Consider the following 21,505-nt stretch of genomic DNA (forward strand, 5'->3'; position numbering starts at 1 on the left):
TGTTATTGTAATCGATCGCCGCTAATTTTCGTCGCCTTTTCAATCCACTTCCCAATCAGATTCCTTCCCGCTTCCCATATAAATAAACCCACCTCGCTGTAAAAACCTATATAAAATCACATGGTTATAGCGGTTCAAAATTATCTGCACACAAACAGACGAACTTTACCAATCAAATCCCCACTCTCCCCTTAATGCGGTTAGTTTATAATTATTTATATGTTTTGTGCGTCCAGCTGAATAAATTATATGTTTTATCGACACTCTCGTTGATCCAATCCTAACCAAACCACCCACTCACCCTCACCAAAGGAAAATTCATTCCCGGAAACAAGTATAAATATACAAATATATGTATTAATAGCGATTACGAAGGTATAATATTCCACCTGTACACCCTGCAGCGCGTGCTACCCTCATCGCAATCGAATGACAGGTAAATACGGATCGTTCAGCCTATCAAAAGTTGCAAAAATGATTGACTATCGCGGCTGCGTGAGGGAGCCTCAGCAGGGAAATACGGGGAACATAACAAATCATCATGTCGCCAGAACGCTTTAATGAATGCCTGCGGGTGATCCGCTGGACGCCAATCAATATTGCCTCTGCCTTGCAATGTGAACTCTCATGGATCGAGGCGCTGGAAGCCGGCAACGATGCAGTTCCCGATGGCCTCGCAACATGGCTGGAAACGCTTGCGCAAGCCCATGAAGCATTACCGCCGCCATCAACCTACAGAGGAAAACGGTCGACATTATGATGCGGCCAACAGCTGAAAACCTTCACCAACAACCGGATTACGCAATATGAAACATGCCATCGCAATTCTCGGTCTGATCACCGTCTCCAGCCCGGCTTTCGCAGCATCGTGCGAGAAAAACTTCACAGTCTCAGGTGTGCCGATGGTCACGGCTGTCTCTTACAAATCCTTTCAGGAACTGCCGAAAGCCAAAGCACCCGCTGTCCTTCAAAAGCTAGCCCAGGCCGTCGCAGCAGAAGGTTTCTCAGGTATCCAGATCAACAAGGCACTGTCGTCAATCGATGCCCACCAGGAAACCAGCGGAAGTGGCAGGATTCAGACGCTGCGCGTTGTCGCCCGCCAGAAAGGCGCAGCTGTCCGGATCGATGCTGTTTTCAACATTCAGGCAGGACAGATCGCCGACAAGGATGTCATCCGCAAGGGCATCTGCGACATCATAAAAGGCGTGTAAGCCATGGCTTGAAGACACCCGGTACAGCAGCACCTCGAAGCTGACCTTGCAATCTCCGCAGCCGGCAACAGGCGGCGCGAAAGGAGCTAAGCGCCGCCTGCCGGGCTCTATCAGGACTTCATGTTCAGCAACTCAGGAAAATCGTAGTACCGCAGCCGCTTGTCACGGCAGCGGTAGTCATTCTTTGAGGCGTCCACGCTCACGTTGTGTTTTAAGGCTACGCCGATATAGGACCAATTCGGATCTGCACGTTCCGCCGTCCGCGTGCAAAAAGCATAAATCCGCCTTTCAGGATCGAGCAGAACTACGCTCGAAATCTCGGCTTTCGTGAAATCTCCGGGTTTGATGGTTCCGCGCAATGCGTCCACGTAGTCACGTTTAATCGATTTGGACGGAGGGCGCTGCGAATCCAAAACCGATTGTGGTGCCGGAGTTTGGCAGCCAGTCAATGACATCGCGGCAGCACAGAGAAGTAAAGCTGTCCTCATTCAATTCAATCCCCAAAAGTCAAAGCACAACACGCACAATGCACCCTGCAGCTATTGAGTTAAAATTGCGCAACACACACGGATCCACAGCCGAAAATAGAAAGGTCACGCTTCGATAGACCTGGCACTAACCATCAAACAGGTTGCGGCACGCTTTCGGCAGACGCAGGATCAGGCCTACTTCAACGCGCTGGCATCAATGATGGTGGCTGCATAATCGAGGCGGAAATCCACTTAGTGAAACGCCCGAAACTGTTCAAACAAACCGAGCCACCTCTAAACCGCCCGACTAAATCAACAGTATCGTCCCAAAGCAGCCGATGGCTACTCCAAGTCTTCTTGAGCAAATTCACCGGTAACATGAATATCGATCATCTCAAGACGGCCCGGACCCATGTTTACATATTTGTGCGGTAAGTCGGCCGGTCCGAACACGATCTGACCCTCCCTAGCGTCCAACTGCTGCTCCCCGACGGTAAAGAGCGCTCGTCCTTGCCGCACTATAAATACTTCATCATAAGGATGTTTGTGTAGCTTGGGGCCTCGGCCGATTTCGTCGGTGGTGTAAAACATGACCGAGACGTTTGCACCAAATACGCTCCCTTCGAATTCGCCTTGCCATACGCTCTCTTTCTCGGCCCATTGAGCCCGCTCGAGGAGCACTGCTTTCTTTTGCATTGAAATTCCTCTGCTGGTCAGGCCGGCCGTTCAAGCCCAGACTAAACACCAAACATGCAGCAGTGCAAATGTCGTTAATTGATCGACCGTGACGCTGAGCGATCTGGGCGTATGACTACCGTTAGCGCGAAGCGGAAGGCGCCTCTCAGGCCTTAGCGGACAGTCGGAAGCGTGATTTCGTTCAGATACTGCTCTGTAAAATTGCTCGCCTCTGTGTCCACGCGCCGTGATGCATCTGCGTCACAGCCTGGCGTCAACTTCAGGGCTTGAATCCCACCTTGAAGGCCTTCCATTGACGCCCGTCAGCCGTCCCGGCAACCTCATACCATGACCCAGACCAACAGTTTCCTTGCCGAACTCGTCCGTGACGCCAACCGGCTCGAGAACCTCGACGAGTTTAAGAAGCGCCGTATTCTCGAACGGGCCGTCACAACAATTCGCGACATGCGCGAAACAATCGGAATTCCCTCCGGTCCCGGTCGCGACAATGTCGTCGACATCCACACCGTCGCCCTTTCCATCGAACACGGATGGCGCAGCGATGACGACGTACGAAACGCCCTGCTGCACGCCAATGTACCGAATAGGGGCTTTGACCTGAGTGAAAACGCAAGTCGTGCGGTACATGTCTTTCAACTGACATGGGGGAGGATTTCCAAGTTCGGTACTCGCCAACTACGATCTCAACGCGGTCGCCTGGAACATCGATCCCATCCGCCAGAGCGTGTATCCCTCTCTACTATTTCGTTTGTGGTCGAAGGAGCGGACGACGGCGTTTCAGTCTGGCAGTTGCGGCCGTCTACAGTCTCCGCCTCGACGGCCTGAATGCAATGGTGTCGAAACGAACCAGTGTCCCCTTTCTGAATGAAAACGAAGCGATCTTGCCTCGCTCCATTGACATCTAACAGTATAGTTATAATGTTTTTACAAATTCATTATAACGGGATTGGGCGATGAAACAGATTGACCTCGTTTATAGAACGGCGTTCGCTGAACTCGCGCAGCGGACGTTCGATGCACAGTTTCAGGCAGATTTTCCCCTTGAAGGTCGGTTTGTTGCCGTTCCGGTCAAGGGCCGCAATTACTGGTATTTTGATCTCCCTACTCCCGAGGGTAAGGACAAGAGACGCTATGTCGGCCCGCAGGATGACGTCGACATTACGGCTCGGGTGAAAGCCCATAGACAAGTCAAAGACGACATCCGGGAGCGGCGCAAGCTCGTCGGCATGCTGCTGCGAAGCGGTGGCATGTCCGCGCCGGATCGCTTCGCTGGTGAAGTGACCAAAGTACTCGCTGACGCGGGCCTATTCCGTCTGAGGGCACTCCTCGTCGGTTCTGTCGCTTTCAGCTGTTACTCAGGCCTCCTTGGCGTTCGTCTCCCTGGTACCTCTATGCAAACGGGCGATGCGGACTTCGCGCAGGACTTTGCGATCTCGGCGGAAGTCGAGGACAGCCTGCCTCCGATCCTCGATCTCCTGAGGTCTATAGACAGCACGTTCAGGGCGGTCCCGCACCAGGCCGATAACGCAAAGGTGGTGGCCTTTTCGAATTCGGTAAACTACCGCGTCGAATTCCTGACGACCAACCGTGGATCGGACGACTACACGGGCAAGCCGTCCCCAATGCCTGCCCTTGGAGGCGCGTCTGCTGAAAACTTGCGGTTCCTGGACTTCCTGATCTACGAACCCGTAAGAACGGTACTGCTGCACCGGGAAGGTGTTAGCGTGAATATCCCCGCTCCCGAGCGGTATGCCATCCACAAGCTGATCGTTGCATCCAGGAGGCGCACGGATGCCCTCGGGCGAGCCAAGAGGGATAAGGACCTCGTACAGGCCTCGCTGCTGTGCGAGGCGCTCGTGGAGACGCGACAGAGCTATTTGCTTGCCGATGCCTACCGCGAAGCGTGGACGCGCGGAGAGGCGTGGCAGCAAGCGATCCTGTCGGGCCTCGTATTAATGCCAGACAACGGCAAGCTCGCGTTGGCAAATGCCCTTGGTGTCACGGTAGACCGACTGGGTAAGGCGTAGGGAAATGGACGCAGAAGACAGCACATGCGACCCGGACCTCGCCAAAGATGCGGCGGGCGCTTTCATGGTCGTTGACGTCGCAGACCTGCAGCAGGCCTCCGTTTTTATGACTTCGCAGCAAAACGCACGCCTGTCCTGTTGCTCACTTCGGAGCTATGGGGGAGTGCGTTCCCGTTAGGACACTCTCCCACATCAGTTGATCCTGATGGATGATGAGCAGCGCTTGTCACGCTGAAACCGCTGTGAAATCTCCGCAGGCGGCAAGAATGCATCTGAAACACCCATTATAATGGGTCAATTAATTGAAAATCCGCCATAAATGACCCACTGAAATGGGTCAATATACACTGCCTGACGCCCATGCTGCGAGACGGAGGACATCAAGTCCGGCTCGCCACTGTATTCGTGTGGAGGAGATTATCGAGCCGGAAAGCTTGATCTGCACCTGTGGCGGCGGAGAGGACGTGTGGGGCACATGCGTCTGCCCTTTCACTGCAGGAAGAGCTCAGAGGGGATACTTTTGATCGCAGAAACGGACGAGTCCCGCCGTCATTTGGGTATCCTTTTCCATCATGGTAGCGAGAATGCCGCGACGTTCTTGGTAAATTTGTCTTGCTTCTAGTTTAGGTCGCCCTATGCTTTCAAATTCTTCCTCAGAAGCCTTCAACTGCTTAGCGAATTTCTGTTGGTAATCGACGGATTTACCTTTTTCGCCTGCCTCTTCGTAGCCGTCGGCAAGGAGGGCGAACAACGCGCCGCATTGGATTGCAGTGTCGTTGTAAGGTGCTTTCTCATATGGAATTCGCGTCTGCGCTTGGACCGGCGATCCGCTAATGGCCACGCCCAGAGCAATACACGATAAAACGACGCTCCGCATATTCGCTCCCAAAGCAATCTCACATACAAATTGTCAATGCCAACACGACCAAACTTTACCTCGTATTTCTAAACCATTCGATGAGCGCATTAGGAAAACTGTCTCGAACGTCTTTGGTCGAAAATTCTCACAAAGACCGAGTCGAGGTGTAAGGCGCACACCGAATACGGTGCACGTCTCGTGTCACTACGAAGACGGGCTTGGCAAAAGTGAAACTCTCTCCATCAGTCTCGAAGCTCTCGATTTTCTGCCGAACAGCATTAAGCGGTCGGACTTTGATATGGCCGAATAACTTGCGTTCGCGAACCGCGTGGCCAGTGAATTGCGCGCAAATTGCCTTCACATCAAGATAGCCGGAAGGCCGCGCATACAAGGATTTGATGGGTTGTCGAACTGCCTTTTTACCACCATTCCCGTTAAACTGGATCGAACATCTCCCTGAATTCCGGATCGGCAAAGTAGGCAAGCTTTTCAGCGAAAATTGGTCGTTGCCCGGCCAGGAACAGCAATTGTCCGTGCGCCGGAAGATTGCGCACCTCATCAGGGGTGAGCAGCGGCCGGCCGGTATGTTGCTGGCTGTAGGAGATCCCCGTCTTATCGGAATCAAGCGCTCTCGCCATGGTCTGGAACACCACCGTCTCCTGCCCGAGCAAATCAGAGATGAGGCGGGCGCTGTCATGATCGTTGACGCCGAAGACCTGCAGCACGCCGGCATTTGACAGGAAGGTTCCGGCGCGGTGACCGTATGTGGCACGCAGCTGATGGATGTCCTGGAGGATGGGCCAAAGCTGGACACCATAACCCGCCATCAGACCCATTGCGCGTTCGACTGGTGCCAAATGCCCAAGGGATGCGAACTCATCGAGCAGATAGAGAACAGGTGTCGCCGGCTTTGCCGGATCGCGGGCCATTTCGAGCAGGCTTTGCGAGACAAGCAGTCGCAGCCAGCGCGAATAGGTCGAGAGGCGATCAGGAGGAAGGACGAGGAACACCGTCACATTGCTGCGCTTGAGATCGGCAAACCGGAAATCCAAGCGGCTGAGGACGGCCGTCATGCGCGGTGAATCAAGAAAATGCGTATGGCGTTGGGCTGCGGAGAGAACGCCTGCGGCTTCGCGATCGGATTTTCCGAGGTGGCGGTTTGCGGCACGCGCGACAAGACCTCTTGCCGCATTGCTGTCCTGCATACGCTTGAGCAGTGCTGCAAATTGTTCCGGAGCAAGGGTCAGATACTCTCGAAGTGTTGCGAGGTGTCTGCGTCTCAAAGGTTCAGATGCAACGATCTCGAGCAACAATCCGCCGATAAGAGCTTTTGCCTCCTCGTTCCAATGCGCCTCGCCCGCCATTCCCGGTTCGTCGAACACGAGGGCATCGGCAAGGGTGCTGGCGTCGTCCGCGACATCGAGGCCGTGGGGATCTAGCATGGCCAGGGGATTGAACGCTGCCGAGGGTCTCCCGGTAACACCAAAAGGATCGAGCACATGAACCGGCCCGAATTTCTGGCGCGCACGGCCGGTGATTCTTGCATTCTCGCCTTTTGGATCGACGCAGATCATGGACCGGTCGGCGGTCAGCAGGTTCGGGATGATCGTGCCGACACCTTTACCGCTACGGGTCGGCGCCATCGTCAGGAGATGGGCCGGGCCATCATAGCGCAGAGGCTTGGCCGTTTTCGTATGACGACCGATCAACAGGCCGGAACCGGATGAGGTTAGTGCGGCTATCTCCTTGTGTGTCGCGAAGCGGGCAGAGCCATGGGTATCATCGTCACTGTCCCCAAAATGCAAAATCAGTGGAGTGGTGATGAACCAAAAGGTGATAACGGCGAGCGACAGCAGGGTTAAGAGACCTGGGATAATGTAGACAGGCGAGCCGTGCCCGAAACCCATTTGATCAAGGAAGTGAGCGCCACCCATGCCGATCACAAACGTGACGATGAACAGGATGAACATAAATCCGAGGAGCCGTTTCCAGATCCGGAAGGGCATGGTGATTAAAGCCAGGAATGCCCAAAGCGGATCACGCGCGGCGGCTCGCATCATGTTTTTGAATGCGTCGCGGGCAAGTCGCAATCGGTTCATGGAGCACCCTGCACGCCGTAACCACTCTCTGCCGTGCCCGGCTGTACTGGTCCGATCAGATCGGTGAAGAGCGCCTTGTCACTGTCGCGTGTCAGAAAACCCGGTAGTTCGCGGCGCAGCCAGTCACCGAGTTGTTTGTTGAACTCCTGATCATCCGAAGTCTCCAGGTGATGCAGAACGAGCGACCCGATCAGGACCTTGCGGCGCATATCGTTGTTGCGCTCGGTTTTCGAGAGACGGGCCTTTAGGGCCGACCGTTGCGCATCCAGTTCAGCCAGACGCTGTTCGATTGTTTTCCTTGCCACGATTATTCCTTTCGATTGCGGTCGCACCGGAACTGCAGCTGTTGACCACGGCTTCGTTCCTGGAAGACAGACCAGTTTCTATGAGGAGATCGACATAGCGATAGCGAGAGTTGGTTGGACCGTATGGTTCATGACGCTGCGGTGGCTGTTACCTGAGTTCAGGAAAGTTTGTGCCACCCGTGAAGCTCAGTCGCTGGAATTTGCGGCTTGTCTCGCGGCCCGTTCAAGGTTTTGGAGATGTTCAGCGCACACCACTTTAACAATGTCGTAGAGCACCGACGCTCGGCCCATTATCCAAGAGAGACCTTCTTCAGACATCTCATAGTGTTCAGAATACCTGGCTTTCACATACGCCTCATTGAGTAGATTAAACCAGCTGACATATCTGGCTTGGTCGCGAGGCCAAGCGTCGATCAGCCTGACATCACGATCCTCGGAAAGTCCTCTTAGGAATTTGAGGTTATGGGATGCTGGCGTGTGATTTGTAAGGGTAAGAAGTAGAGCGCCGTACATATGCTCCACTGCTTGGTGCAACTGAAAGGCAGTGCCCGGAAGGTCTCTGTTTTGCAGGCCGAATAGTGAGAAATTCACGAAACTATCGATCACCTTGAAACGATTGGCAGCATTCTTTCGCGCCACCTCAAAAGCTTCGTGCGGCATCAAGACTTTCGGCTCGGCGAGTTCTCTGTCATCAAGTTCGTAGAGCGCAATGCCATCCCGTCGGATATCGCTGAAGAAATATTGCCCTTCCTGCAGAAAATTGCTGATCTCGCGAGCGCCATGGACAATGAGGCTAACAGGCGTCTCGATCTCCTTGTCCCACATCAGCCGATCGGTCGCCTTGTCCCAGTACTTGGGATCGGCCAGTTCCTTGTTGCTGACGATGACAAGGATATCGAAATCCGAGCGGTAGCCTTTCGACGTATGCGGCTCATCCACCCAGGTGCCACGCGCGTAAGAACCGAACAGAATGATTTTGAAAATCCGTCCATCCTTCTTGGCGTCAGACTTGGAGCGGTCCACCAGATCAGCAAACTCTTCCTGAATAATTCCGACGACACGCGCGAGCTCGCGTTGCTTTCGTTCTGGCAAATGTTCAAGGCTGGTCTTCATGTCTGCTCCGCTTATCGACGGTGTCCTGTATGGGCCATTCCAGAGGCCTTTGAAACTCCGATTTTTGGTAGCCACCAAACGAATGCCTGTCTTCCTGGACGATGCACATTCGATCTTGAGGCAACCGGCTCTGATTTGTGCAAATGGTATTGGAATACCCTCATTCCTCAATAGCGAACATTCAATGGTACTTTATCCTAGGTTGTATATCGCGTCCCGGTTTTTCCCAATCGCAGGCGCTCCGGGCGCCATACGGTGGCCGACTGAGTGGAGCGCAGAGGTTACGAAGGACCGTTAACGACGCACCCTGTCGAACCGCTGCAGCCAGATGCCCGCCTGCACTGCCGCTCACTTCGACGCAATTTTGGTAACGCAGTCACGTCAAGAAAGGCACGGTCATTGAGGCGGCCATCACCATCCAGACAGGAGTGCGGGCCGCCCCCTAATTGGAAGCGACCCGCTAGATGGATGATCGAGGGCAAGGCAATTGGAAGCGCTGCATGAGTCTTGACGGCATTACCTTTAAAGATCGCCATTATGCGAAACGCAGAGCAAACGCCTGTATAAAGAACGTATTCTAATTACAACAATATCCTCGGCCTATTCGCTCTCTAGTGCGCTACCCGTTAGCTTACCGCCGACCACCACCTATTCAAACGCCCAAGATTATCGCTGCGTCACGCTGAGGCTTCTCGGCCGTGCGTCAGATCGTAAACTCCCCCGTTTGTCAAAAGAGCCCAAATGATGCGCGCGAGACGGTTTGCCACCGCGATAGCGGCAACTTTGTACGGTCGTCTCGCGCGCAATCGAGCGGCCCAACGACCGATTGGAGTTTTCTTATCTCGCATCATGATTACTGTGCCCCCGAGATAAAGCATCCTTCGGAGTTCGCTATTCCCCATTTTCGTAATGCGCCTCAGAACCGAACGACCTCCGCTTGAATGCGTGCGAGGAGTAAGACCCAGCCATGAAGAGAAATGGCGGCCAGACGGAAACCGATGGATATCAGGAATTGTCGCAATAACGCACATTGCAGTTTTCGGGCCAACACCAGGTATCGTCAGAAGCCTACACGCGTTCTCATCGTGTTGGACACGTCGCTCAATCTCTTTGTCTAGTTTCGTGACCAAATCATTCAATCGATGTATCTGGTCGCAAATGTCGGTGAGAGCCTGTTTCATAACTGTCGGCAGGACGGTATCTGCTGCACTTTCCATCAGTTTGAGTAATTTAGAGTAATTTTGAATGCCCTTTGCCGCTACCAGGCCGGCCTCCGCTAGGTGCCCCCGCAGCGCGTTTACGAGTTGAGTCCGTTGTGAAACAAAAAGGCTGCGAGTTCGAAAAATCGTAATCGCCGCTTGTTGGTTCAAGGTCTTGACTGGAACGAAGCGCATTGTCTTTTGCGTAAGCGCAACATTGATCGCCTCCGCATCGTTGGCATCGGTCTTGCCCCGTTTTACGAAGGGCTTCACGTAACGGGTATGGATCAACCGCACGTCATGCCCAAATTCTAGTAACTGGCGTGCCCAGTAATAACTTGTAGCGCAGGACTCCATTCCGATCAGGCATGGTTTGAGCTTGCTGAAAAACTCCAGAACGTTCTCGCGTTTGATCTTCGTGTTGAAAAGGGTTTCTCCGCTCGCATCTGCCCCATGCGCCTGGAAAACCTGCTTGGCTATATCAAGCCCTACCGTCGCCACGTCCTGCATCGGCAACTCCCTTGAAACCTTGGGGATCGATGCCACGATATCATCGCTCGATTTCAAATTGATGATGTGAAGCACATAAGGCCGTCTTCGGTGTTCGTTCAGGCCTCGGAGAGCCCGCTGATCACAGTCTCGATGTCCGCTGACATCGACCTGACTGAATGCCCCATTTTTCAGCGGGGGAATTCACCTCTTCAAACTGAGGCGTTTGGCGCCTATTCAAAAACGCGAGATAGTCTTTATTCGACCACTACTTTTAGTAGTCGAAATGCCCGTTCGATGTTGCTAGCGTCGCCACCGGTAAACAGACAAGGGCGCACTTACGACTTGCGGCGCGTTTGAGCGCTTGGTCTCCCCGTTTGCGTATCGGAGATTTCGTTTGGCGATTTATCATCTCAGCACGAAACCTGTCTCGCGCTCATCTGGCCGCAGCGCTGTCGCATCCGCCGCCTACCGTTGTGCTGTTCTTCTCGTCAATCAACGCGATGGCCTTGTGCATGACTTCACCCGCAAAGAGGGTGTCGAGCATAAAGAGATCGTGCTGCCGCAAGGCGTGTCTGCCGGCTGGGCTTTGGATCGCTCGGCGTTGTGGAATGCTGCAGAGTTTGCAGAAAAGCGAAAGGACGCCCGCGTCGCGCGCGAATTCGAAATCGCGCTTCCACATGAGCTTTCGCCAGAGGGGCGACTGAAGGCTGCACGCGCCTTTGCTCAGGATCTGGCAAACCGCTATGGCGCGGCCGTGGATTTTGCAATCCATTCGCCAAGTGAGCATGGTGATATCAGGAACTACCATGCGCATGTGCTGATGACGACGCGACAGGTTGGCAAAGCCGGCCTTGGCGAGAAGACCTGTCTTGAGCACAAGAACGCACGGCTGCTGGCAAATGGCATGGCGACAACCGACATGCAGCTTCGCGATATCCGGCAGTCATGGGAAGGCATCGCCAACCGTCAGCTTCAACGCGAAGGCCTGGATGTTCGCATCGATCATCGCTCGCATATGGAGCGCGGTCTTGAGTTGTCGCCGACCGAACATATGGGCGTGCATGCGTCGCAGATGCGCCAGCAAGGAATGGCCGTCGAGCGCGGGCGGCTGGATGACGAGGCAGCACGGCAAAATGCCGAACTGATCCGGCAAAAACCGGAACAGGTTCTGACGCTGATCAGCCATGAGAAGAGCGTGTTCGATCGCCACGACATTGCCAAGACCTTGCATCGCTACATCAACGATGACGCCCAAACATTCCAGAACGCCTTTGCGGCTGTTTTGGCATCACCAGCGCTCGTGGAACTTCAGGCTGAGCGCATCGATGCCGAGACAGGCGAAGTGTCCAAAGCGCGCTATTCGACACGAGACATGATCGATCTGGAACTGCGCATGGCGCGATCGGCGGAACGGTTGCATCAGGCGCAGTCCCATGGTGTCGATCCTCGCCATGTCGAGCGTGCGATGGAGAGGCAGGATAACGCTCTCCGGAGAAGCTCCGGCGGACCGTCGGCTGCGAGCGATCCGTCAGCGGGATTGTCCGACGAACAGCGTCATGCGATCGAGCATATTACAGGTCCAGAATGCATCGCCGCTGTGGTCGGGTTTGCCGGTGCTGGAAAGTCCACCATGCTTGCAGCCGCTCGCGAGGCGTGGGAGGCTCAAGGCTATCAGGTCCATGGTGCAGCGCTGGCCGGAAAGGCAGCCGAGGGTCTTGAGGAAAGTTCCGGTATCCCGAGCCGCACCCTGGCGTCATGGTCTTACAGTTGGGACCATGGCCGGGATCTGATCGGACGCGGTGACGTGTTTGTCATTGACGAGGCCGGCATGGTCGGGAGCCGTCAGCTTGCCCGGTCCATCGGAGAAGTGGAAGAGCGCGGCGCAAAGATCGTTCTTGTCGGCGACCATGAGCAGCTGCAGGCGATCGGAGCCGGTGCACCCTTCAGGGCGATTGCCGAGCAGATTGGTCACGTCGAACTTTCAAATATTCGCCGCCAGCGCCATGATTGGCAGAGACAGGCATCGGTTGCCTTTGCGACCCACAAGACGGCCGAGGGGCTGGCCGCCTATCGCGATCACGGCGCCATCCACTTTGCGGACAGCCGCGAGGAGGCGATGGCGCAGATCGTGCGTGATTATCTTGCCGATAGTGAGAAGCGTGCCGATGGCACCCGGGTTGCCATGGCGCATCGCCGTGCCGATGTGCGCGCCCTCAATGCCGCCATCCGCTCCGAGCTTCAGAACAGACAAAGGCTGGAGCGCAGCCCCGGGCTGAACGACGGCGCGGACCGTGGAGACCGTGGGAATGGTGCGGACCGTGTGGGTGATGAGGATGTTGGAGAACGCGTGTTCCAGACCAATAACGGCAAGCGCGCCTTCGCCGCCGGTGACCGGATCATCTTCCTCGAAAACAACCGCGACCTCCGCGTCAAAAACGGCATGCTTGGCACGGTCGAGCATGTGGAGCCAAACAAGATCATCGCCCGGCTCGATGGCCGAGGCGGCGACAGTGTCAGCATTCCCACGGACAGCTATCAGGCCATCGACCACGGCTATGCGACGACGATCCATAAAAACCAGGGGGCGACGGTCGATCGCGCTTTTGTGCTGGCGTCCAGCACCATGGATCGGCATCTGACCTATGTTGCCATGACCAGGCACCGCGACAGCGTGCAGCTCTATGCCGACATCAAGGAGTTCGCCAAGGCGGGCCGGCTGGTTGATCACGGCATTGCGCCCTATGAAAACCATCCGCAATCACGCGAGAGCTACTTTGTGACGCTGGAGAATGACAAGGGCGAGCGGCATACCGTGTGGGGTGTTGATCTCAAGCGGGCCATGCAGGAGGCATCTCCCGCAATCGGGGACAGGATCGGGCTTCAGCATGAAGGCGCCACGCCTGTCACGCTTCCGGACGGCACGCAGGCCGAGCGCAATACGTGGCGTGTCGTCAAGGGTGACGCGTTGGCGTACCAGCAGCTGACAAACCGCCTGTCGCGTTCCGGCGCGAAGGAAGCCACGCTGGATTACATCAGCGACTTTGCCGAGCGGCGCAGGATCGCAAGCGACCCATGGATCGTAAACGACCAAGGGATCGGGCAAGAGTTTGGGGTGAGAAGCGAGATTGAACTCGCTTCCGCCAAAGATGAGCGTCAAGAGGTCTTGTCCCGTGCGGCCCATCTGCAACGGGAGCAGCAGGACCGGCCATCAGAGCATCAGCAGGTTTACGAGGAACGTGCCGGCGATCTGGCCGGCCCTGTTCACCGCGAAGATCCTCGCAATCAGTTCGCCCGAACAATCGATGACGGTCGGCGCGACGACCGGATAGAGGACAGCAAAGGATACCGCCGCATCCGGTGGTCCGAGCTCATGTCGCAAGACGGCGCCGTCCCTCCCCCCGCAGAAACTGTAGTCCAACAATCGCTGATCGAAACCGGTAAGCCAGCTCCGCTGGTACCGGCGATCACCCGTCACGACCGCAGCATCGAAGAGGGAGCACGGGAAAAAGCGATGTCTGTCATCGACCAGAGATTCGATACGGTGGAGTCCGTCGCGCGGCACGTGTTCCGTGACCCGGTCGAGGTCACCGCGAGACTGCGCACCGCGATGACCGAGAAGGAAGGCAATGGCAACATCATGGCAAAGGCCATGGCCGAGCAACCCGAGCGGTTCGGGGGACTACGCGGCAAGTCAGGTCTGTTCGGAAACAACAAGGAGCGGAAGGAGGCGCTGCAATATGCAAGGTCTCTGTCTGCCCATATCGGCTATGTCTCCGAGGCATGGGAGCGCCGGCTTGGCGAAGAACGTCAGAGCGAACAATGGCAGCGCGAACAGCGTGATGTGATCGAGGTCCCTGCCCTCAGGCCGCGCAGCGCCGAAATCATCGCCCAGGTAGAGAAGATACCCGTCGACCAGCGGAACCAGTTTATCTCGGAGATCCGCGCGTCACCTGAGGGCCGAGCCGCGCTCGATGAGGCCAGGCTGGTAGCCGAAGCGCTCACGCGGCGGTTCGGTAGTTCCGATCCTCGCAGGTTCGCCGAGGAGCTTGCGGCACGCCCGGAGCTCGCAAAGCAGGCCGAGCAGATCAACACAATCGCCCGCATGGTGCATCGTACACGCCATGCTGAGCTCAGCCATGACCATGCGCTGAAACAGCAGCATTCCCGGTCGCAGGGGCTTGGGTTGAGTAGATAATGGGTGCCGAAGACAATATTGGCGTCTTTTAATCGGTGCCCCCTAAAAGTGCGCCGCGCTTCCAGATTTCCTAGGCGTCGCGATGGACTTGACCCGTCGCGACCGGAGCATCCCGTTCCGACGTGTTTGGCAAGCGCCGTTTGCCGTGCAACTTGACCACGCACGTTTGCCGTTTCGATCGACTTCCGCGCCCAGGCGGATGGCAATAATGTGTGAATTGCAGCGATCAGTAAGCTTATTCCACAATCAGAAAAATTCGCCCGATTTTGATCCTCGGCATTACCACCGGCCTTATCTCAACGTCGTTCTCTGCGCCGCGAAAAAGATCGAATTTTCGTTCGCCTTGGAAAGTGATTTTTGACCGACCTGATGTGAACGAGCAGCCCTTTGGGCACTGGATAGTCAAATCAGCAGACTTGATTGCCCCTCGGCGACGCAAGGTAACATCCACTTTGACGCCTGATCCTGAACCAAAAATGATCTCGCACTTACTATCGACCCGGCAATTGGCTTCACCGACGATGGGCTCTGCAAGCCCATCCAGCATGACAGCGGCTTGAATACGCCGCTCATCGAACTCAGCAATTTGGGCTAAAGCTGTAGCTGTTGATTGGGCAACGCACGCCACTAGCAAAAAAAAGACAACATGTGCCTTGAAGTATGCGGCCATCGCCCCGGCTCCGCCCGCTTTCATCGCACCATAGGAGTTGAACATTGTGACCCAATGACGGTTAAGCGCCGACTGCAGTCTTCTGAGCACATGACTGTTCCCTGTAGTTCCACGGCAGCAAGTCATCAATCTGGCCATGCTTGTGCCCGCTACGATGCCGGAGGCGTTGGTAACAAGTTGATTACTCGGCATAGTTCGCCGGTCGGCATAAACTGCAAGGATGAATTCTGTCGATCCCCAGGCTTGGCTGACGCAGACGCTCGAGCGCCTACCAAATGGCTGGCCTAGCAGCGAAAATGATGCACTTATGCGGCAGAGCTACAAGACCTGACCGGCCTCAGCCTATCGCTTACCGAAAATCAGCGGCAGACCATAAAAAGAGAAAAATCATAGCGGGTCTTACGTCGCACTCGAAATGCGGCATACCTGCAAGGGTATCGTGGGTTCGAATCCCACCCTCTCCGCCATATTTTATAATTTTAAACATCGTTTCAGTGGGTTAGCTAGCTGATAACTGGTAAGGCCCACAAAACAGCCCACTAATTAAAACCGCTTTTTTTGTATTGGTGAGTCTAGGCATAGGCTGCGGCTATCTCAGCGCGACCCTAGATCGGAAAATGGAAAAAAGTCTCCACGTTTCCCTTGCAGCTACCTAGCACTACTCCCGCAACCAGTTCGCGGACTATTTTGTCATGCAATTTTTGTTTAGGATGCTTCGAAACTTGCTACAATCATTGGAAACACCTTTTCGATGTCCTTCTTCGACTTGATTGTGATCTCGAGATCACCCGTGCCGAAGTGCCCGATTTGGCGCACGTCACGCATCAACACTGAGTCTAGCTCAACGGCGTCAGGATCAAGATTCAGATAAACGCGCACAACGCGTTTCTGATTGTATATTTGGACGGACGCGAAATTCCGATTTCGACGGAACGCCATATAATGCTTCTGTGGGTGAACAGTCACATCATCGCCTAGGCCACGAAGCATTCCGGCAAGTTCGTCGTAGATCGCACGCAAGTCCTTTGGTGCTGCGTCGATCTTATCATTCACTGTGACGACCGGCTTCCCGGCCTTCACTTTCGCTCCGCCGCCTCGGCTTGGCACGGCCTCTTCCAACTCTTCGGCAAGTTTCGGCAGGACAAGAAGCCTATGTATCAGCCCTTCAACCGTGTCGAGTATAACGGCAATTTGCTCTTTCGTCGGTGCCCAGCCGCGATGAGCTGCGGCATTACCCGCGTCGACGACCGGGTTCAGGATTTCGCGCTCGTGTAAGGAGAGCTTACCTTCGTCTTGAAGTGCCTGAAGGCCTTTTGGGAAGTTTCCTTTGTCCCCCACTGTAAGCACAATGAGGCGGTCAATCAGCGTTCGTGAACCAAAAGTTGCCAGATAATGCGAACCGTTTTGAAGCGACTTGTAAATTTCAGCAGAAATCGCCCGTAGAGTATCGTCTGGCAAGTCGTCGAACCAAGTGGGGGACGCTCTATAAGTCACGGGAGGATAAATTTCTTCATCCCACAGCATTTCCTGATGCACTGTGCCTGTTGAGGGATCTTGGAAGTGGTCTACGTTCTCAGAAAAATGGGTTTTTCTTATCAAGGCTATGTTTTCGCAACCGCAGCATTCCGCAACCAAGTATCGCGAAATTAAATCGGTACCGCCTCGATAGTCGTGCTCGTTAGTCTTATATTCCGCACGAATAAAATGTCGGGTATTGCGCTTACATTCGTTGCAAAAGAATTTTTCGATTGTCTCGTCAGTCATCGCGCGTTGATCCCGCCTTGCCTTCGCATTTTTCACAGCCGGACCAATATGTACCTTCGGCGTCGCCCGTGAACGGTTCGCCGCACCATTCACAACATTCAATTTTTTCAGGCCAAGCAAAACAATTGAAACAGAATGCGGTCTCGCCGTCATCAAGCGTACCCGCCGTTTCAGGAATGCGCCCGCACTCGGTACAAAGGGCGGCTTGATTGGGCTCATCGTGATCCGCTTTACCTTCGATCGTATATTCGTAAAGGACATCACTCAAATCAATCGAGGTGGCGCAGTGCTCGCACTCCCACGACTCGCATTCCTCAACGGCAAGTACGGTCTTCTTACCGCAATTCTCGTCAGGACAAATGTGGAGAAGGACGCTTTCCTTGGCGAGGCAAACTCGACACTTATGCTCCTGTGGGCCGATTTCATCGAGTACTTGCGCTTCGAAACCGCAAGCACTGCAAGTTGTTAAGATCGCGCCTTCTCGTCTCGCGGATTCAAGGTCAGGCCGGATTTGATCGTAAACCGTGCGCAGGTACTCGCGGTGCCCCTTCATTGCCGTGTTGATGGCTGCTATCGGTCCATGAAACCCCTCAAAAACGTCTTGCCATTCATCGCCCAGCAGACGACGGAGGTAAAACCATCCTCTGCATTGTTCCAAGACCACGGCTTCCCGCTCTTTGGCTTGGTTAGGCTCGTTCAGGTCGATGGGATGGTGAAAATGAACCATCCGATTGCGATGCTTTCGCAATTCTTCGAATGAGTTAGCTGCACTAGGCGGGACAGTGACCTTGGCTACCTTTTTCAGACGTTGAAGTGCTTGCGTCAAACCGACGGTTTGCGCTTGACCGTTCAGAAATTCATCAATGTCCGCCTTGTTGGGGTCGGCCACAATTAGCGTCCAATGCTCGTTCATCAGGCGCGCCTTCAAGAGCAGCTCAACTCCGGAGTAGAAATTAATAACGGAGTATTTCAGTGCGTCTGGAGAGCCGCTGTCCCACAGCTGATCGATAGCCTTTGCAACGAAGTCGAAGCCGTTTTCGCATAGGCGCGTGAATTGCTCGTCGTCGGTCAGCTTTCCTTTGGCCATTATCCACCTGTATCCGGAAGCAAGCTCTCAAGCTCCACCATGACATTTTGAATTGACACTTCAGTCAAGCGCAGTTTCTCGATCTTGGGACGCCATTCGTCGTCGGCCGCGATGTAGGAAAGGACGGCAGCAGAGGTTGGTCGGATGTCCTCATGCTTCAAGGCAAGCATGGCGTAGTCGATGGTCGCCAGCGTTTCCCACAGGTCGTTGGATTTGTATTTGAACCGGTCGCGTACCCACGCGGCGGCGGGTGCGAACTGGTAGCGCTCAATCCATCCGTCCATTTCTGTGGCGGCGTCGCCCAGCGCGTTGCCTTCTCCGTATTTGCCTGTAGCGCGCTTGATCCAGTTCTTGTCCGTGGCAATCTTGATGCCGCCGGAATAGCGCATTTTCGGATTGTAGGGGCCTGCAGCCTTGCGGAGATAATCCTTGTCGAGCGCGCTTTCTCCCATCTGGCGTCGTGCGAAGTAGACTGCCTTTTGTAGGCGGAAGTTACCTATTGGTTGGTGATCGTTTTCGTGGAAGGCTTTGACGATAGCTCCGACAAGAACGGCCTCCTTGAGCTGAGTATCGCTTTCAGCCTTTTGCTTGGTTGAAAGCTGAACCACGTTTGAAGCCGAAGTTGCCGAATCGACTTCGCGTGCGTTTGCTTGCCGCCCGAAAATCTCGTGTAGCATGGCGGGGATGAGGGAATCCGCGTCCTCCGCTGTAGAAGCGCGAATGGAACGCACTTGTTCGACCAAGGCGTGAAGGCTGGCGAAGTGCTGTTGCACCTTTAGGCTGGGAACGGGAACTTCAATGGCCATCAACGCTTTCTGGCCCAATGTACGATTGCGATCTGCGCTTCCAGGGGAAGCCGCGCCGATCTTTTCCAGTCCCTCCCTTGATTGTAAATAATACCAGAGGAAATTACTAGAGATAGCGTTGGGCTTCGGGACACATGTCAGATACCGGTGGGAGCCGACGCGCAAATGATCGTTCTCACCGGCAACGCCAAACGCGCCCTCCCAAGCCTTGATATTGCTAAAAACTAGGTCGCCACGATGTATCCAGAACAGCTTCTGCCAAGTTATCTCAGCTCCAACCAAATTTGGCTTATGGAATAGTCCGCGTCCAAATGAACGCGCCCCCAATTCGGGATATTCCACGTCTGGCCTTACGTCGACAGGACGCCTCTTCAGTGGAGCGACCTTGTAAAGCGGCACGTACTCGACACCGTCGATTAATTCGTGAAACGCGTTCGCCAACATAGTAGTAGTTTGGCGTTCGACCGCCTCAAGCTCGTTCTGCCTATCCTTTAGCTTTGAGTGTACATAGTCTAGCCGCAAGACAATTCTCTCTTGCTCATCGAGAGAAGGTATCGAGATTTCAAGACCATTTAGTTTTTTTACCGTCAAGGACACGTTTGAGGTGCCCTTCATCAACGGCACCAGGATTCTGTCTTTCAACGCAGTGAGGTAGTAAAATAGAAATTTACAGGAAATATTACCTGTTTTTGGGACAACAGCGGCAAGTATGCTGGCTACAGCGAATTTTCCTGCTTGGTAGTGGAGTCGATTTATTGCTGCATTACCGTGTCCTGTCGAGGACACAAGAGGGATGCAAACCGCCTCGCCTTCAAACTGAAAATGCTGCGAAGTCTTTCTTTCTTCGGCTGTGACTACCAAAGGGAATTCGCCAGGAATCTCATTGGCCGCTGACGCAACGCCCTTAATAATGTCGCAGATATCACCGAGCTTAAACCGTCTCCAAGCCACTATGCCATCTCCGACAGCATGCGCTTGATGTCGCTCACGATGGCAAAAATACGCTGTTCTTTGGTTTCAATGCTCTCGATTATTTCGAGCGGCGAGCGATGATCGACTAAACCGCGTCCATTGGGGTTTTTAAGGTCGAGATTGCAAGCAACAATCCGGCCTGCATCGTCGGTTTCAATAAGGTCGGGGGCATAAGCTTTCCATGCATGCTCGCTCTCTTCCCGCTTGCTCCACCAATCGAGACAGGGCCTGAGTTCGTCGAAGGTTAGCGGAGCAGTTTTAGAATATTTCCTTCGCCCTTCAGGTTTGGGTTGTTCGTAGAACCAAATGTCGCTGGTTGACTTGGCCGTGTCGAAGAAGATGACGTTTGTGGGGATATCTGTATAGGGCGAGAAGACGCCTTCAGGCAGACGCAGGACAGTGTGTAGATTGAATTCCTTCAGCAGGTCTGCCTTGACGCGCGCCGCAATGCCGCCGCCAAACAGAACACCGTGTGGCACGACAACGGCGGCGCGACCTTTGCCGCCCCGCTTCAGCCGCCGCATTATGAGTTGAAGGAACAGCAGCGCCGTTTCTGCCGTGCGCCGGTCTTCCGGGAAATTGTTCAGGATGCCGGTTTCTTCCTCTCCACCGAAGGGCGGGTTCGTCAGAATAACGTCTACACGGTCGGCCTCACCGATTTCCGCCAGACGAACCGTCAGAGAATTTCCAGGAGTTATTTGGGGCGCTTCCAGCCCATGGAGCAAAAGGTTCATTTGCACCAAGAGAAAAGGGAGCGGCTTTGCTTCGCCGCCATAAATGCTGGACGACTGAAGGACCTCACGTCTTTCGACAGTATTGGCTTGCTTAGCCATGTGCTCATAGGCTTCAGTCAAAAAGCCCCCCGTACCACAGGCCGGATCAAGGACGGTCTCGCCCAGCTGCGGGTTCGTGACTTCTACCATGAAGCGTACAATGGAACGTGGCGTATAAAACTCGCCAGAATCGCCCGCCGCATCACGCATTTCGCGAAGCAGAGTTTCGTAAAGCCGACCTAGGGTGTGGATTTCGTCTGAGGAATTGAAATGAATGTCGTCAATGAGATTGACAACATCACGCAGCAGATAGCCGCTCTCCATTCGATTTGACAGGCCACGAAAAACCGTCGCAATGACGTCCTTGCGCCCCCGTGCACCATTTTCTCCGCGAAGATTTCGCAGATAGGCAAACAGGCCTGGGCCCTCAGTTCCGTCCGGACGTACAGCTACGTCCAATGTCAAGAATTTAATCAGATCTGGGCCGGTGATGCCACCTTCTTCAGCAGCCCAATCGCGCCACCGATAGGGTTCCTCGATAGCGCCGCGATACGCCTTGCCCGCGATCTCTGCGCGCTCCTCCTCAATATACTCCATGTCGTCTAGGAACTTCAGGAACATAATCCATGTGAGCATCGGCAAACGGTCAAGGTCACCGCTTAGTCCCTTATCCTTCCGCATGATCTTGCGCGCCGACTTGATGATGCTGTCGAGGCGTTGCGCCGTTGTCTGTGGCTGCTTTGATTTGTTGGATTGCCGGGCCAAGG

At 54.6% G+C, this 21,505-nt stretch carries 16 protein-coding genes and 2 pseudogenes; 6 read left to right on the plus strand and 12 right to left on the minus strand.

Annotated elements, in window-relative coordinates; genetic code table 11:
* Positions 1-541 precede the first annotated feature (541 nt).
* The gene (locus J5276_RS15105; protein WP_013760948.1) at positions 542-760 is read left to right on the plus strand and encodes a hypothetical protein; all 219 of its coding nucleotides are present in this window, start codon (positions 542-544) and stop codon (positions 758-760) included.
* 46 nt (positions 761-806) lie between these two features.
* The gene (locus J5276_RS15110; protein WP_003518904.1) at positions 807-1,211 is read left to right on the plus strand and encodes a hypothetical protein; all 405 of its coding nucleotides are present in this window, start codon (positions 807-809) and stop codon (positions 1,209-1,211) included.
* A gap of 110 nt (positions 1,212-1,321) precedes the next feature.
* On the opposite strand, the gene J5276_RS15115 is transcribed toward J5276_RS15110, so the two are convergent.
* Positions 1,322-1,699 carry a hypothetical protein gene (locus tag J5276_RS15115; protein WP_035253150.1) on the minus strand — a complete coding sequence of 126 codons (378 nt, stop codon included), beginning with the start codon at positions 1,697-1,699 and terminating at the stop codon, positions 1,322-1,324.
* 324 nt (positions 1,700-2,023) lie between these two features.
* Positions 2,024-2,377, minus strand: a complete 354-nt coding sequence (locus J5276_RS15120; RefSeq protein ID WP_209159558.1) for a cupin domain-containing protein — start codon at positions 2,375-2,377, stop codon at positions 2,024-2,026.
* Positions 2,378-2,704: 327 nt separating this feature from the next.
* Here J5276_RS15120 and J5276_RS30785 point away from each other — a divergent pair.
* Together J5276_RS30785 and J5276_RS15130 are read left to right on the plus strand one after the other, a co-directional pair.
* Positions 2,705-2,950 (plus strand): annotated as a pseudogene (locus J5276_RS30785) (hypothetical protein); the annotation flags it as partial.
* Between the two features lie 380 nt (positions 2,951-3,330).
* Entirely contained in the window at positions 3,331-4,404 is a 1,074-nt protein-coding gene (locus J5276_RS15130; protein WP_112493356.1) for a GSU2403 family nucleotidyltransferase fold protein, read from the plus strand.
* Positions 4,405-4,909: 505 nt separating this feature from the next.
* On the opposite strand, the gene J5276_RS15135 is transcribed toward J5276_RS15130, so the two are convergent.
* The 5 genes from J5276_RS15135 to J5276_RS15155 all read right to left on the minus strand — a co-directional run bounded on the left by J5276_RS15135 (position 4,910) and on the right by J5276_RS15155 (position 10,564).
* A complete protein-coding gene (locus J5276_RS15135) occupies positions 4,910-5,281 on the minus strand; it encodes a hypothetical protein (RefSeq protein ID WP_113076846.1) in 372 nt (123 codons plus the stop codon).
* A gap of 416 nt (positions 5,282-5,697) precedes the next feature.
* A complete protein-coding gene (locus J5276_RS15140; RefSeq protein WP_209159559.1) occupies positions 5,698-7,362 on the minus strand; it encodes a type IV secretory system conjugative DNA transfer family protein in 1,665 nt (554 codons plus the stop codon).
* Positions 7,359-7,667, minus strand: coding sequence for a mobilization protein (locus tag J5276_RS15145; protein ID WP_019567428.1), 309 nt, complete (start codon positions 7,665-7,667; stop codon positions 7,359-7,361). The genes J5276_RS15140 and J5276_RS15145 overlap by 4 nt, the downstream gene beginning before the upstream one ends.
* A gap of 186 nt (positions 7,668-7,853) precedes the next feature.
* Positions 7,854-8,780, minus strand: a complete 927-nt coding sequence (locus J5276_RS15150; protein ID WP_209159560.1) for a nucleotidyltransferase and HEPN domain-containing protein — start codon at positions 8,778-8,780, stop codon at positions 7,854-7,856.
* Positions 8,781-9,457: 677 nt separating this feature from the next.
* Positions 9,458-10,564 (minus strand): IS110 family transposase, encoded by a 1,107-nt coding sequence (locus tag J5276_RS15155; protein ID WP_255610212.1) that lies wholly within the window; start codon positions 10,562-10,564, stop codon positions 9,458-9,460.
* Between the two features lie 301 nt (positions 10,565-10,865).
* Here J5276_RS15155 and traA point away from each other — a divergent pair, with 301 nt between their 5' ends.
* The gene (gene traA, locus J5276_RS15160; protein ID WP_209159561.1) at positions 10,866-14,666 is read left to right on the plus strand and encodes a Ti-type conjugative transfer relaxase TraA; all 3,801 of its coding nucleotides are present in this window, start codon (positions 10,866-10,868) and stop codon (positions 14,664-14,666) included.
* A gap of 235 nt (positions 14,667-14,901) precedes the next feature.
* Here traA and J5276_RS15165 read toward each other — a convergent pair whose 3' ends face one another.
* Positions 14,902-15,474, minus strand: a complete 573-nt coding sequence (locus tag J5276_RS15165) for a hypothetical protein (RefSeq protein ID WP_219256714.1) — start codon at positions 15,472-15,474, stop codon at positions 14,902-14,904.
* Positions 15,475-15,547: 73 nt separating this feature from the next.
* Between J5276_RS15165 and J5276_RS15170 the strand changes: the two are divergent.
* Positions 15,548-15,667, plus strand: a pseudogene (locus tag J5276_RS15170) (transposase domain-containing protein); the annotation flags it as partial.
* A gap of 374 nt (positions 15,668-16,041) precedes the next feature.
* On the opposite strand, the gene J5276_RS15175 reads toward J5276_RS15170, so the two are convergent.
* The 4 genes from J5276_RS15175 to J5276_RS15190 are packed head-to-tail and all read right to left on the minus strand — an operon-like array spanning position 16,042 to position 21,503.
* Entirely contained in the window at positions 16,042-17,100 is a 1,059-nt protein-coding gene (locus J5276_RS15175; protein ID WP_209159563.1) for a DUF5655 domain-containing protein, read from the minus strand.
* Positions 17,093-18,187 carry a hypothetical protein gene (locus J5276_RS15180; RefSeq protein WP_209159564.1) on the minus strand — a complete coding sequence of 365 codons (1,095 nt, stop codon included), beginning with the start codon at positions 18,185-18,187 and terminating at the stop codon, positions 17,093-17,095. Before J5276_RS15180 ends, J5276_RS15175 begins: the two co-directional genes overlap by 8 nt.
* Positions 18,187-19,944: a restriction endonuclease subunit S gene (locus tag J5276_RS15185; protein ID WP_209159565.1), complete on the minus strand. Its 1,758-nt coding sequence runs from the start codon at positions 19,942-19,944 to the stop codon at positions 18,187-18,189. Before J5276_RS15185 ends, J5276_RS15180 begins: the two co-directional genes overlap by 1 nt.
* Positions 19,944-21,503 (minus strand): class I SAM-dependent DNA methyltransferase, encoded by a 1,560-nt coding sequence (locus J5276_RS15190; RefSeq protein WP_247749970.1) that lies wholly within the window; start codon positions 21,501-21,503, stop codon positions 19,944-19,946. The genes J5276_RS15185 and J5276_RS15190 overlap by 1 nt, the downstream gene beginning before the upstream one ends.
* Positions 21,504-21,505 lie beyond the last annotated feature (2 nt).

The organism is Agrobacterium sp. S7/73, from assembly GCF_019355535.1.
GTDB lineage: Bacteria > Pseudomonadota > Alphaproteobacteria > Rhizobiales > Rhizobiaceae > Agrobacterium > Agrobacterium tumefaciens.